We start from the raw sequence: 14,253 nt of genomic DNA on the forward strand, positions 1-14,253 counted from the left end.
AAAAACCGCTACGAAAACCTAAACCCCGTGGGTTGACGTGGTTTGTTGCGCATCTAATGCTGACATCAGATTATCATTATAAGCACCAACAAGACTTGATAGGCGTTGCATTTCTTCCTGTCCCATCTTTTGTGATATAGAACCATCGTTCAATTGACGTTCCACCAATTCGCGTTGTGCATTTAAATTTTGAATGACTCTCTGTAATTCTTGAGGTGTAACACTAGGATTTGTCGATTGTTTAAAAAACATAATAGCACCTTATTTTAGCTTAATTCACTCATTTTACCTTCAGTTTTTTTACTGTTCAATCCTTCTTTGCTCGATGTAAAATCATTCTGTCACTTTTGCATCCCATCGTGTTAATTAATTACTCTTTAGCGCCAATTACTGTTCAAGTAGAGTATTATATGATACAAATCGCGCTCACTAAATCACTTGAGATATATTTGAACATGGCAGAGCCCAAAATAATACCACCACAAACTGATACCCACTTTAAATTGCTTTATGAAAAGGCGGCCCAACAGATTATCGAAAATAATACTGCCTTCACGATGATATCTAATAAAATTAAGAATCAGTTTTTGAATTTCTATAGGTTGCATTCTAATGAACAACTTGAATTGATGAATGACTTATCAAAGATCTCGGGGTTACCCAAAGAGATACTCGAGATGATGAGTCAATTTCCCTATTTTGATGTAATTCCCCTTGATATTATTAAAGAAATTGGCTCCTATCTCAAGAAGAAGGAACCAAAAGAAGATAAGCATACCAGCGCATTAGTAGCAACCCAAAAAAGACTGCATGCTTTATTTCAGCCAGATAGGTTGAAGAATTTATTATCTCAGTTGTTATTATTTGTAGCGACAGGGAAACCGGATAAAGCACAAAAAATAGTCGATATGCATCCTGAATTACTATTGAAAACGGGGACAGTAACCGACTATTCGGGTAGAACGTTCAAAGACATCAGCGCATACGAGTACGCCTACTGGGCAAAGGACAGCCACATGTGCCGTATGCTGGAACAATATATGAATCCAGAGACAAAAGCGGAGATGCTTAAGCGCTGTGAGGCAATAGAGAAATATGGGTTGACTTACATACAACATGGGGTCGAGGTCAAGGGGTCAAAGCATTTTGATTTTACGCCACTCAAAAACGCATTAAAAAATTATACTGATGGGTATGATGGTTGGTTTGACGCAAGTAATTGGACGGCCATAGAGACAGCCTGGCTCAAAGTAGGTATCGCGCAGCGCGATGTTCCAGTTCATGTGGCTTATGAATATTGCCGGAAAGACCGTGCGTTTGCCCCGAAGCCAGAATTTAATGAAGATACATTACCGCGTGAGTTAACATTCCGCAATTATACTACAGGTACCAATGAGTCTTGGTTTCCATTGATTATTTCTGACGCAGGAGGCCTCGGAGTTACTTTTGCAATAACCCGCGATTCAGGAGATGCCAACGGAGCCGGGGCTCTAAGTGCGTGGCCAGGAGATGTTTTATTGGATTGGGTAGCCATAGACCAGCTCGATAAAGTAAGAACTAATGAGCTCGCACAGTTGCTCGAAAACCTGAAGTCAGTTGAACCTGCTCCTGATAATGGTTTCTCATATCCATAATGGCATGGTGAGGCACTCAACAGTGGGAGCCTCTGGTTTGACAGCGTAATAAACCACCCGCTTACCACGTTAATTGAAAACAAGTAAACTTTAGAAATCAATTAAACCAAAAGTTAATCTAAAATTTTTACAGATTGCTAGCAAAACCACTCAGTACAATTATCTATAAAGTGAGTAAACAATTATTACTTTGCTCGCCTCCTTAAAAAGGATAGAATGTGGCCTGTCTAAGTTTTCTGTACATGGATAATGACTTCTATACTTAAATCCGAAAATATTGCTCTTTCTGGTCAAGGATTGAGGCAAAATATTAGCATATTGTTTACTCTTTCAATTATTTTTGTTTCTTTAGCACTACGTGTTTTAAGTGTTGGCTCACATGATGTCTTCGTTGAAGAGGCTTATTATTGGAATTATTCGCAACATCTGGATTTTGGTTATCTGGACCATCCTCCTATGGTCGCATTGTTAATTAAACTCTCTACTATTATTTTTGGAACCAATGAGTTCAGCATCCGTATTCCAGCCTTGTTGTGTTGGGGAGGCGCTGCGTTTTTCAGTTACAAATTAACAGAATTAATTCATAGAGGCTCTGGTCTGAATGCTCTATTCTTATTATCCCTACTACCGTTTTATTTTATACAATCGACTCTAACTACGCCGGATCAACCCGTTCTGCTTTGTTGGGCCGCTGCACTCTATTATTTCTATCGCGTGTTTCTTTTCGATGAATCTAAATCATGGTACAAAGCAGGGGTGTGGCTTGGTCTAGGAATGTTATCCAAATATACCATTGTATTACTTGGCCCGGCGGTACTTCTTTATTTAATCATAGTGCCTTCAACACGATATTGGTTTACTCGCAAAGAACCCTATCTTTGTGCATTGATCGCAGCGCTTCTGTTTACTCCAGTAATTTATTGGAATTTTATGCATGAATGGGCTTCATTTGCATTTCAAAGCGTGCGTCGGTTTAAATCAGTTAATCATTTTTCATTCCATCATTTTATTGGATTAGTATTCTTATTTTTAATGCCCGCGGGGGTCATGGGTTTTTATCTTTTATGGGATAAAAAATCGACAAACATGACGAACATTGAAGCTAAGGCAATACGGTTTCTGCAAGTATTTACGCTGTTTCCCTTGATCTTTTTTGGAGTATATAGTCTTAATCATGCCATTAAATTAGATTGGATAGGTCCAGGACTTATATCGATTATTCCTTGGCTTGCAATACTCATTTCTAAAAGTAATAAGTTTTACAAATTATGGCATACGGGCGCAGTTTTTTTATTACTTTGCTATATTTGTGTCATCGTCATGATAACTTTTGGCCCCTCTCAAAAAGCATCACAACTATTCTTCCAAAAAATGATTTCGTGGGAAAATCTTACCGAACAAGTCCATGACGTAGCAAAAAATGTCAGCCATACACGAAATACTGAACCAATTCTAGTTCCATTAGATGCCTATAACATTGGAAGTGAGCTTGCATTTTATCAAGCAAAGCTTTTGGAACATGGAGCAATCCCAAACATTTATCCAATTGTAGGTAGACATATTTTTGATCTGGATAGTTTGATGTATCGATATTGGTCAAACTCGATTACGCTTTCTGGCAAGACATTAATTTTAATTTCTACGAACCCTAGAGATTTTAAATTACCGACTATTAATACTAAAGCAGTGGTTTTAGAGCCTCCCAAGAAGCTATGGTCCTATAGTCAAGGAAGCGAAAAACCTGTATCTCCTTATTATTATGAGCTGGTACAAATGAGGTAATTGTTTCCTAAGAGTAGCAAAGATCTCCTCGTTGGAGCACCAATCTGCCTCAGGAGATCCTTAGCTCTGCTCAGAATGACTCGTGTGACCAATCCAGGGACAACTTTACCCGCTTCAATCTGACTTTGGTAACTCATCAAATCGTTGCAAATCCGCTACCTTGTCCTCCCATGACGAACGACTTGCATAGAAAATATGAGCTGTTGGTTCTAAGAACGAATCATTATCTAAAGAACCAGCGGGTAAAACCACGTACCCTCTCTCGTCTTGCCGAGGAAGCGGGCTGCCACACGTCTTACAAAATATACGATCCTTTTGCGTGTTATGTAACTTGAAATAGCTAAGATTATTCTCACCCTTTTCCCACGATAATTGAGCCTTATCAAAGAAAACAGTTGCACCATGCATCGAACCAGTTTCTTTTCGACATCGACTACAATGACATAAATACATTACTTTTGGCTGTTGCCCCGTAATAACATATCGGCATGCACCACATAAGCATTCACCTGTATATCGATTCATCTAAAACCACCCCTTGTATTTTTGGCTTGAATAATTTGGGAACTGTTAGCAGTTGCTGAGCGTTTCTTCGCATACATTGAGAAACCATATTTGGAGGCCCGAAAAAGCTTCTGTTATGAAAGCGCCAACATCTTGAATTAGGTCACTTACATGGGACTACGTGAGCTGTCACGCATCCCAAGTGAAAAAACTAAGGTTTAAAATTAGAGGTATTCTCTTCAATTGCTCCTGCAGCATCATTGATGTCTTTTAAGAATTTAGCTTTACTTTGTACCACCATAATTTCCTCTGGCGTTACCGAGTATACTTCGTAGTCTTTCGCGGCTAACTCCTCTTTTAATTTTGACAGTTTTTCAGGATTATTTTCTTTTGAAGTGATTACACCGATTCTATCACCATCTTTTTCCATTAATTTAACTCGATACGCAGGCGTACTGTATGCTCGATTAGCTAAAGATGAGGATTGAAAAAAAGAGGAACCTCTCGCTGCAACTGGTCTAAACATGTACTTCATCATCATAGATAGATACTCTTTTTGAAATTACAAACGACTAAAAAAAATATTAAAAAGCATACTCATCTTAATTAAATTAGTTCACATTAGCAAATTTATTTACAACATCACATAGGTGATGAGTTTGGAAAGTATCCTATCATTTACAATTAGGTCTGAAATTTTGGCCTAGTGTCTTCCTCTTCGCCAACTTTACTTTCTTTTTCCTCTATGTTTTTTGCTTCTTCATCAGTAACTTCTTCTATTTTTACCGTGCTATCTTGTGCCTCCATTCCGTATTCTTTTTCCTCCTCCTCAACTTGAATATGAGTATAATGCACTATTTCGCTGTGCCCTCTCATTTCACGAAGAAATAGATGATATGCATCCATCTGTTCTGGAGTCATGTCCACGATTTCAACCATCGATTCAATATAAATATCGATTGCTTTTTTCTGTATTTGAGCCGCCTCTTCCATTGCAATATAGGGTTGACCAGGAACAGGTTTCCCTGTTCGTTGTATCGCGCTTGCTACAAGGAAACTTTGAATTGCTTGTTGTGCCACTGATCTTACTTCTTCAGGGAGCAATTTATTTTGCAGATCAATAAAATAAGGATTAGCAGAAAATACCAATTTCAATCCTTGCCTATGCAATCTTCCAGGCATAGCGATTAACGGCACATCTTGCACGGTTACCTCATGCTCGAAAGCGAATGTCTCCGGGCTACCTGATGCGTCATATCCTGGTGGTGTTTCACTCGCTCCCTGAATGTAGACATAATCATCCGGAATCGCTGTTGAATCAGCCAAAACTATACTCGTCTTTCCAGAGGCAAGAGAAAAGAAATGATAAATCGTCCATTGATGGGAAAAAGACAATGCAGATCCTTGAAAATGTTCACTACTCTGCTTATGATGACCAATAAAGGCGCGTTCTGTATTTTGCTCGTCTATGCGACCATCCTCCAGAAATTTCACTAATTGAGATGAACCATTCAATCCGCAAGGTACTTTTGATGTCCCCAAAAAAAGTGGAAAAACACGCTCGAATTCACTAAGCGCCATTGTTCTTGCCCAACATTTACCTGTTTCTAGTGTTCTTAATTTCCATAAAGCATTTTCTGCTGTTAATAGACTACCACCATAAGAAATGGGTAGGTAAATGGGTTGTTTCTTTTGACTGCTTAAGGTCGTCCACATATTAGAGTCAAGTTTAAAAAACCGTTCGACATTAGAACCTTTTTGACGCGTTGTAAAGATACTTCCCCCTTTGACCACATTGGATTTTTTCCACATGTCTATGCCCCAAAATATGTTAAATCTTAACTCAAATTATAGCAAATAAATTCATTAGGTTTTTTTTTAGAACAAGAAAGCATCATCCAACCGAGTCATGGGGTCTATTCTCAATCAAAATAAATACCTTTAGGAGCTTCAAAGCACCTAATTTTTGACTTGGATCTGAGCCAATCTGGCATTTTGCTTAATAATTCATTAATCAACGTGATGCTATAATATTCAACAAGTATAGATTTTGTGGGGAATGTTATGTTGTCAAAATTACTCTATATCAGGCAAATGCATAGACAAGCAAGTTCTGGTATTAAAAATGCTTTTAAGTTGAAAAAAGCAGCAGCCATCGTCATTGGTAGTGGTGTTGGTACGGGAGTAGTGCTATACACCCTGGATTCTGAAGATCAAAAACGATTCAAGGAAGCTGAGAAACTCTATGGAGCAGACAAAGATCACTTAATGAAAAATGTTGAGAGGCAATTTGAGACAACACAAGAGTTATTAGCTTATGCCGAACAGTTACCGACCGGAAAAATTCCTCATCCAGCAAAAGAAGCTTATACACCGAGCCGATCTCAAGAGTTAGTTGTACAAGGATTTACAGGAGGTCTCTTGACTTTGTTCATGTATCCCAAGAAACACAAAAGATTGGTTGATGCATGCGGTATTGCTTTAGAACATCATTTAGAATGTATCACGGATAAAGGTCGTAAATATTTCTCGGATATGGAGCTTACCGAAGTCGCTTTAAACTTGCCTGAAGAACAGCTCGAAGAACGAGCCAAAATGCAAGGAAAAACGGTTATAGAATATACCTCGATGTTACAAGAGAGGCATCAACATGCTCAAGAGGGGGTAGAAGCCTGCCAAGCATTCTATATTGATATGCGGCACCGGCTCAGCATACATAAACATCTCGCCAAACGATATCCCGAAGCGAGAGCAGCTCTTGAAAAAATGTTAAGCATTGATCCAAAAGAGCTATCCAAAATCACTCATCTATCTGAAAAGGAATGTCGTAAGATCCTTGAGTCTGGAATTGGTTCTGCAATGTATGGTCTTGGTTTAATTACAGGTCAAACTGTAGCTGGCTTAAATGGGCAAATAATCAAAGATCAGCATTTGGATTCGATTGTAGATATTGCTGAGAAATTGGGGACACATTGTATGCGTCTTATCGACCTTGCTGAGTCTCTAAAAAAAGAGGGTTTGACAAGAGTTGAACGCGCCCAAATAATACAAAAAATCAAAAAAGAATACAAAAATAATATTGATGCCATGCGAAACGATGAACTAGCCTTAGTAAAGCACTCATGCTATGACAGAGAATATTCACAGGCTTTAGCTCATACCATAGCCTATGCTCAAGGACCAGGAACTCTTTTTGCCAATATGAATAGAGCTCGTATAGTTGGTGGTGCAGTTCCGCTCTTCCCTGAAGATCTCCTTTCTTTACATCATCAATCACCACACTGTATTCATAAAAATCACGGGGAAGGACTAGCTATCGCAACGCACAAGACAAGAGAACTTCCTGGTATGCTACAGCGTATAAAAATTACCACTACGCAAGGGGATCAACCCTGGTTAGTCGAACCTGATAAAGGGTTTGATGGGAAAAAAGCGTTTATGAATGCTATGGATCGATGTTATACACCATGCGTCACAATGCCTCGTCCTGGTAGTAGTTCTGATGATGAATAAGGGGCTTTTTAATACAAAAAGGTCTAGCCAAACCATTTACACATTTCATTAAAAATGAGTAATGAAAATGAACGAAGATGAAATTAAGGAACGAAGTATCTCTAAGCCAACGGAAATGATGATTTTAAGGCCGCGCCAAGAGTTATGTGATCGCGTTATAGAGTACACTATAAAAATGTATGGACGTAATCTTCGTTCCCAAATCGAGGAATTGGCTGCAGCACCCAATCGTTGGCTCAGCATTGCCTATCCCATCAGCAAGGCTGATACCAACTCGCCTGAAGCGCGCGCTCGTATCATGGGTGGATTGGCAATAATTTGTTATTTAAATGATTTAAAAGCGGTGCTAAATACTGAAGTTTGCTTCGATTTTGGACAATTGCTTAAATCAATCGACGATTACTTTGAGGTGACCCAGTGTGTGCCTTATATAGAAGAGTTCCCTGATATCCTTAAGCATCAGCCAGTGTTCTACGAACCAGGAATGAATCGTGACGTGGTTATGTCACTAATCTATCCTAAAGAAGAACTGGTTAAACGCGTGGCAACGTTTACAGGGCTAACTATGGAAGAAAATGTATTAAAACACATTGCTCAACCAGTACTGATGGACGGAAAACAAGACCGAGTTACCATTGCGCAAAAATGCATGTATGATTATCAAAAACCAATCATCTATGAAATGATTGGTATAATGATTGCCTTAACCCTGATGAATTCAGAACAAAAATTGGAATTCCAATCCGCAGAAACGTATGCAAAATGGACCGATCAACTCATAGATATGGCCGCAGGCAGCCCTTCTGTGGATGTTGTGGTTAATGCATCGAACGGGGTATTTTGGTTGCCCGATCCCGCAGAGTTTCGATAACACCACTCTTGTCGTAAATACTATCCGCAGCGAGTAATCTATCTAAATCCAAACGTCATACTATCTGACGGCCCTTCAGCTGTTTTATCGTCAAACGCTTGGCTAAGAAGCTCACGCTGACATTTTTCGAATGTTTCAAAGTAATGTTGGTTATATTTGGTTTTAGTCTCAGGAATTAGATGATTTTCAAGGAACCAAAAACAGCGCTCTTTATGGTATTCATCAGATGCAGTATTCCGCATTTGCATGATTTTTTCTTGTTCATTAGCTGGAACAGCAAGCTTTTTTAAATTTTCTTGCAGCATTTTATTTTGCCTTGCGGCTATATCTTGTTCAAAAGTATTTTTTTTTGCTGGGCCAGTTTTACTAAACATATCCATTTACCTCATAGTTAATAAAGCAACGTTGCAAATTTTTAATTTTAGTGAAAATTATTTTCCAATTTGGATGTTTTTTGTATAATACACTTTATTGTTCGCTTTGAAAAGATTGAACATTCCATTGGGTCTGCTTATTTTCTCATAAGAGAAAAAGCAAATGAAGTAACTACTTTGACCGTTGCTCCATTTACTAAGCCTCAAAACGAATCAGGGCTGATTAATAATATTACCCTTCAATCATTTATCCATGAAGCATTTGAGATCGCGTGAATTAGGATGAATAAGGTACTAATCCAAATTGTTGATCAAAAGCTGTTTGAGACTCTGTTGATAAATGACGAACCTCAGTTAAAACTTCTTTGGGTAACCGCTTAAAAAAGCTTAGCCGTTTTTGAAAAAAATCTTGATTATGTACCTTAGCATCGTCATATAGACCTATTGTATACGTTTTAGCAGGAGTTTGAACTACTTTTTGCGGGGTACGCTGAGGAGTATCTTGCTTCAAAATAACGGAATCAGCCAATTCAGTTTCAGTTAATGCGATGGCGTAAGGTCCGACAAAAAACGAGTCGCCATGGATTACATTACTACCAATTGTCATCGTATATCCAAAAGGTATTTCAAAAGCAGCAAAATCAAATTCACCACCAGCCTTCTCTACTCCGAGTATCAATGCACCACTGCACTTAGGGGACAAAGGTGTAAAAACATGAGGAAATGGATGTGTTTCTACAAATAATCCACCACCACCTGTTCTTTTCATTACATAGTCTTGTATGTAATCTGCATCCCATTGATATTCAACCAGGTACAGGTTTTCTAATGATGGCTCATTTACAGCATCCAAAATAAATGATTGCTCCAAAGGAATTAACTCGGCACCGTATTTAGCTAAAAACCCCCTGGGCACAGCACGAGCATTCATTTTGGGTATATTCACTAATTGAACATCGGATGGAATAGCTAATACACCCAAGCCACCAAAAACATTCGCATCCCTACCACTTTGAGCGCATTCCTGATTTTTATTTTTCCATGTTGCCTTAATAGTTAATTCTTGAGGGGAAGTTATTTGAACGACACATCCTGGATCAGGGATATCGTATTTACTAATTCCAGTTGCTTCCAGCATATTTATTTCTGTGCCTGCTTTGAGAATAGCATGAGCTTCTACTGCTTTCATTAATGGTTTACTGCCGGGTTTATCTGGATTTCGTCGGTCAACCATAGTCGCTTGCAAGCTATGTAAATGCCTGCTCGCTACCTCAGTGGGTAATTTACTTTTCATACACATACTACAAGTACAAATATCAGCGTGCGTCATAGAAGTAGTTACATCAGATGCCAAAGTAGGTTTTTCAAAGAGCTCTCTCATAATTTTTATTTCTCATGTTGTGGCTTAAAATATCAAATTAAGTGCGCAATAATTGCGCACTTAGAGCATATTATTGCAAATCAGCCTTAACAAATTATTAAATTAGATGCAAACGGATCAGAAAATAACCATACAATGGGCGTAAAAGAAGAAGAGGTTAGTGCGCCAAAACATCCACCATAAAGCATCCATGATCACTCAAAATAAAGAGACTATGCACATCAATATATTGGTCAAATAATTATCAGCAAAGATGTGCAATATAGGAAAAGAATGCTCCTAAGTAGAAAAAACGGAGTAGATATGCTCTTGATGACTAATATTAATCTTGAAAACACAATTTTTGCCAATCTTGAAAAAAACATTTGCATTTAAGTCAATATTTAGATTAATCTGAAGGGGACTCATAAGGAAAAGGAGATCATCATGGGTAAAAAAGCTACAAATACGCGTATGGCAAATGGAAATAATAAAGCCCAAAAACCTTACTCAAATCAAGAAGCACAGCGTTTCTTTAATCAAAGGCCAATGCCCCCCTCCTCAGAAATACAAGAAACACAAAAAAACCAGGAAATACAGCAACCTATTCAAGAAATAAGCATACAGACTACTACTGAGATTTTGTTGGCTGCTATTTTACAAGAATTAAAAACTCAGAATATGATTGAGCTCATGAAATTAAAAGCACACCAAGAACAAGAGCAAGAAGAGTTGCAAGCAGCTGAAAAAATGCGCGCACATGATGAGGCTCGATTCGATGAAATTCGAGCATCAATGTATATTTGATTTAATAGTTACATTCTCTCTAACCAATTAATGGATTTTTAGTGGCTGGTAACAGCCACTAGTTAATTGTTTTTTTTCAATTTTTAAAAACAATTGGAAAGAAATCCCAAGGGATAGAACGATAAGGAACGATGCTGCGGTGATATGAATATCAACTAGCATCAGATTCGGCGCCTATAACGATGAAACAGATGTACACATAAACGCAATAGTGAAAAAACAAGTTTATAGTGGGTTACATGAATCAGAACAAATACGCCGTTGCCATCCAAACCAGCCCTTTCGATAAAATATTCCATGTATTGATTTTTTATTGTTCTTAACGACTCTTTCTCTGCTTTACTTAGGTTAACGACTTCTTCACTTCTACCCACTAAATGGTGGGGATTAATTAGATCAACATGATATTCTTCGGCCATTGCCCAAATAATATCCTTTACCCATTTCGGAACCTCAGTTCCGGGTTTGGGGTGTATATGAGCACAGGCTCGCGCAAGTTGATAATATGCGACCGGGGACATGATAAAATCAATAAAATAAAATTGAGTAAATGGGTGAAATAGTTTGAATTTAAATAGTTGCGAGAATCCTTGGACCATGGTCAAATTATTTTTTTTAAATTCGGGTTTTACTACAGCATAAAATTTACTGATATAACATGTTTTTGCATTTATTTTTTTCTTCATTATTTGATGGGCATTAAATCCTATATACCTATGATTTTCATCAATAAAAAGCGTAATCGCATTATGGGTTAATGAATTTTTAAAAAATAAATCCTCAGCAAACCGCTCTTTGCTCCACCCAATAATCCCCTCTGAAAAGATGGGGAAAAGCGCATCAACATATCGCTGAATGTCAACAGATGTCAGTTTTTTGATATTAATCGTTTTTCTATAAATCTTTTTTTTCAGTATACGAATATTTTTCAAAATTACAGCCTCTGAAATGATGCGTTGCAGACGTACACCGTCTAATTATAGGACATTTCAAGGGTAATGCACGTAGGAGAATAGTTTGGAGTAATGGAGTGCCCCCTGAGCACAGGGCTTTGCCTCCACCTCCAGGCTTATTTTTTGCTCTTTAGTTTGAAGAGAACTTCATCATTAACAGACCAGAAACGATCAAGGCAGCCGCAATAATTCTCATGGCATGTGCGGGTTCTCCCAAAAAAATGAGGCCCACCAGAAATGCACCAACTGTACCGATACCAGTCCAGATTGCATAAGCAGTTCCAAGTGGAAGCGTTTTCATAGAAATGGCTAACAATACAATACTTGCAATCATCGCCACAATGGTTACGAGGGAAGGATAAGGCTTAGAAAAACCATGAGACAATTTCATGGAAAAAGCCCACACCACTTCAAGTACACCAGCAAGTGCTAATAAAATCCAGGCCATATTGGCTCTCCTTTACATAATTCGGGCCGTCCCGGATGCAACCATTATGGGTGAGGTCGTCCTCACAATAAACATTCTAGGCTATCTGCTCGGCATCTGCTATGGAGCAATATAAAATACATGCGTTTCAAAGCAACATTCGATTGGGATAAACAACACATTTAAATTTCAACCCATCTCTTTTTATTTTGATTTTTTGCTGATAGATCATTGAAAAAATGTGCAATTTAGAAAAAAATACAGCCTTGCTGATCATCGATTAACATAGTGTGCACTATTTTTGCAAATATAAGCTCAATAAAATACCTATGCCAGCATCTTTTCACATCATTACACCCTCCAACATGGGTATAGAGAGTTCATTCAAATAAGGTCATAAAATGATAACTAATTCTACGCTAAAACTTGCAGCAGATAAGCAAACAATCAATTACGTCACAGCCTGGTCTATTGGTCAATCAACAAAATCAAGCGCCACGGTTACAGTAATTCAATATAAAGGTAAAATGTATTTAGTAACAAACGCACATGCAGTAGCGAATGCAACTTATTTGAAAGTTAAATTCAATCAAGGTTCTAGCGAATTACCCGTTGAACCGGTATGGGTTGATCCAATTATGGATGTTGCCATTCTAAAAGCGTCCTCTGAGGAGGCTGAGGCGTTAATCGCTAAAAAAGTTGAGCCATTAGAAATCAATCCTGAATTTCAACCGTCATCAACCGAAGTCAATGCTTATGGCTACCCTGCAGGAGGAAAAGGTCTTTCCTTCACTAAGGGGCATATTTCAAGAACTGAAATATCAATCATCGCTCATTCACGCCTGCCAGGTATTACCGTGCAAACCAGCGCTCCAATCAATCCTGGTAATAGTGGCGGTCCTATTACACGAGTGGTCGAAGGGAAAAAAGAAGAATGTATCGGCATAGTGAGCCAAGGCGCCTCCTCACTATCCAATGTAGGTTATTTTATTCCCGCTTGGATTGTTGTACAAACCATAGAAAACTATAACCGATTCGGTGCACTTAGAGCCAAAAGATTTATTGATTACGTTACGGTTCCCCATGTTAGTTTTGAGTGGCAAACCCTAAAGAATTCATTTCTTAGAGCCCAGTTAGGTATGAAACAAGACTCCTTGGAAAATGAACCCACAGGTATTCTTGTATCTTCGATACCCTCAAATTCCTGTGCCCAAAACCACTTGCAAGAAGGAGATATTATTCTTGAAATAGATGGGTATAAAATTCAGGCAGACGGTAATGTACAAGTCAAAGAGCTTGAGCATCCCATCTCGTATCTCTATCTTTTGCAGCGCAAAAAATATCTCGACAATTTAGATCTGGTAATTCAAAGGAAAGGCGATCAGGGCTTAAACACTCTAAATATAACATTTAGGTTAACAGAACAATTAGGTCGCAGCCTTGTTGGTCCCAGAAATAATAAATCAATCAAATACCACATCCAGCCGTCGGGAAAAAATGGAGGATATGTTTTCGTGCGTTGTACCCAGTCTCTCATGGATACTTTTAAATCAACTTACTCAACGCCACAAAAGAATATTGTCGATAATTCTAATGTTCCGAATATGTTCAATAATTTTTCCTCGCTTTCTGCTGGTCCAGATCTCCGTGAAATTGTCGTTTTACAGAATATTTTAGCTTCGGAAGAGACTGACGGTTATGAAAATTTTGCACTTAATCGAGGATATTTGTGCGAGAGTGATCGTGTTATTGAGGTAAATGAGAAACAAATCACTAACTTATGGGATTTAGTTTCCGCTTTATCAGCAAACCCTACAAATCCTTCTTTAATAAAATTTGCGAATGGGAAGCAATTAATTATTGCTCCCGAAGAAATAGGTACTCGAGAAGCACTAAAGTCTCGTTATCAAATTGCATTTTTTACCAGCCCTGAAGTTTCCCCAATCTCTAAAGCACCATTTTTAGCTGAAATTGAGGCATCTGGAGAGAATATTAAATCAAAACTCAGTCCTCCTAAGATGTAACAAT

Annotated in this window: 14 protein-coding genes; 6 read left to right on the plus strand and 8 right to left on the minus strand. The window is 38.2% G+C overall.

Annotated features, from left to right (window positions below; genetic code table 11):
• Positions 1–18: 18 nt before the first annotated feature.
• Positions 19–252 carry a hypothetical protein gene (locus BW930_RS12200; RefSeq protein WP_058468204.1) on the minus strand — a complete coding sequence of 78 codons (234 nt, stop codon included), beginning with the start codon at positions 250–252 and terminating at the stop codon, positions 19–21.
• Between the two features lie 158 nt (positions 253–410).
• On the opposite strand from BW930_RS12200, the gene BW930_RS12205 reads away from it, so the two are divergent.
• Together BW930_RS12205 and BW930_RS12210 are read left to right on the plus strand one after the other, a co-directional pair.
• Positions 411–1,634, plus strand: coding sequence for a restriction endonuclease subunit S domain-containing protein (locus tag BW930_RS12205; protein WP_058468205.1), 1,224 nt, complete (start codon positions 411–413; stop codon positions 1,632–1,634).
• 249 nt (positions 1,635–1,883) lie between these two features.
• Positions 1,884–3,416 carry a glycosyltransferase family 39 protein gene (locus tag BW930_RS12210; RefSeq protein WP_058468206.1) on the plus strand — a complete coding sequence of 511 codons (1,533 nt, stop codon included), beginning with the start codon at positions 1,884–1,886 and terminating at the stop codon, positions 3,414–3,416.
• A 114-nt stretch (positions 3,417–3,530) separates the two neighbouring features.
• Here the strand turns inward: BW930_RS12210 and BW930_RS12215 are convergent, their stop codons facing one another.
• From BW930_RS12215 to BW930_RS12225, 3 genes are all read right to left on the minus strand, one after another.
• Positions 3,531–3,941: a GFA family protein gene (locus BW930_RS12215; protein WP_058468207.1), complete on the minus strand. Its 411-nt coding sequence runs from the start codon at positions 3,939–3,941 to the stop codon at positions 3,531–3,533.
• Between the two features lie 190 nt (positions 3,942–4,131).
• Complete coding sequence (locus tag BW930_RS12220) at positions 4,132–4,461, minus strand: hypothetical protein (protein WP_058468208.1); 330 nt, start codon at positions 4,459–4,461, stop codon at positions 4,132–4,134.
• A 143-nt stretch (positions 4,462–4,604) separates the two neighbouring features.
• Positions 4,605–5,732 (minus strand): hypothetical protein, encoded by a 1,128-nt coding sequence (locus BW930_RS12225; RefSeq protein WP_058468209.1) that lies wholly within the window; start codon positions 5,730–5,732, stop codon positions 4,605–4,607.
• 252 nt (positions 5,733–5,984) lie between these two features.
• On the opposite strand from BW930_RS12225, the gene BW930_RS12230 reads away from it, so the two are divergent.
• Positions 5,985–7,433 (plus strand): hypothetical protein, encoded by a 1,449-nt coding sequence (locus BW930_RS12230; protein ID WP_058468210.1) that lies wholly within the window; start codon positions 5,985–5,987, stop codon positions 7,431–7,433.
• 67 nt (positions 7,434–7,500) lie between these two features.
• On the plus strand, positions 7,501–8,304 hold the full coding sequence (locus tag BW930_RS12235) for a hypothetical protein (RefSeq protein WP_058468211.1): 804 nt from the start codon (positions 7,501–7,503) through the stop codon (positions 8,302–8,304).
• A gap of 38 nt (positions 8,305–8,342) precedes the next feature.
• On the opposite strand, the gene BW930_RS12240 is transcribed toward BW930_RS12235, so the two are convergent.
• Both BW930_RS12240 and BW930_RS12250 read right to left on the minus strand, forming a co-directional pair.
• Positions 8,343–8,678 carry a hypothetical protein gene (locus BW930_RS12240; protein WP_131756872.1) on the minus strand — a complete coding sequence of 112 codons (336 nt, stop codon included), beginning with the start codon at positions 8,676–8,678 and terminating at the stop codon, positions 8,343–8,345.
• A gap of 277 nt (positions 8,679–8,955) precedes the next feature.
• Positions 8,956–10,059, minus strand: a complete 1,104-nt coding sequence (locus tag BW930_RS12250; protein WP_058468214.1) for a hypothetical protein — start codon at positions 10,057–10,059, stop codon at positions 8,956–8,958.
• Positions 10,060–10,485: 426 nt separating this feature from the next.
• On the opposite strand from BW930_RS12250, the gene BW930_RS12255 reads away from it, so the two are divergent.
• Entirely contained in the window at positions 10,486–10,845 is a 360-nt protein-coding gene (locus BW930_RS12255; RefSeq protein WP_058468215.1) for a hypothetical protein, read from the plus strand.
• A 161-nt stretch (positions 10,846–11,006) separates the two neighbouring features.
• Here BW930_RS12255 and BW930_RS12260 read toward each other — a convergent pair whose 3' ends face one another.
• Both BW930_RS12260 and BW930_RS12265 read right to left on the minus strand, forming a co-directional pair.
• Entirely contained in the window at positions 11,007–11,777 is a 771-nt protein-coding gene (locus BW930_RS12260; protein WP_058468216.1) for a hypothetical protein, read from the minus strand.
• Between the two features lie 151 nt (positions 11,778–11,928).
• Positions 11,929–12,246 carry a DMT family transporter gene (locus BW930_RS12265; RefSeq protein ID WP_058468217.1) on the minus strand — a complete coding sequence of 106 codons (318 nt, stop codon included), beginning with the start codon at positions 12,244–12,246 and terminating at the stop codon, positions 11,929–11,931.
• Between the two features lie 380 nt (positions 12,247–12,626).
• Between BW930_RS12265 and BW930_RS12270 the strand changes: the two genes are divergently transcribed.
• Positions 12,627–14,249 (plus strand): S1C family serine protease, encoded by a 1,623-nt coding sequence (locus BW930_RS12270; protein WP_058468218.1) that lies wholly within the window; start codon positions 12,627–12,629, stop codon positions 14,247–14,249.
• Positions 14,250–14,253: the final 4 nt, after the last annotated feature.

Origin of the sequence: Fluoribacter gormanii (assembly GCF_900156395.1) — a bacterium.
In the GTDB taxonomy this organism is placed as follows: Bacteria; Pseudomonadota; Gammaproteobacteria; order Legionellales; family Legionellaceae; genus Legionella; species Legionella gormanii.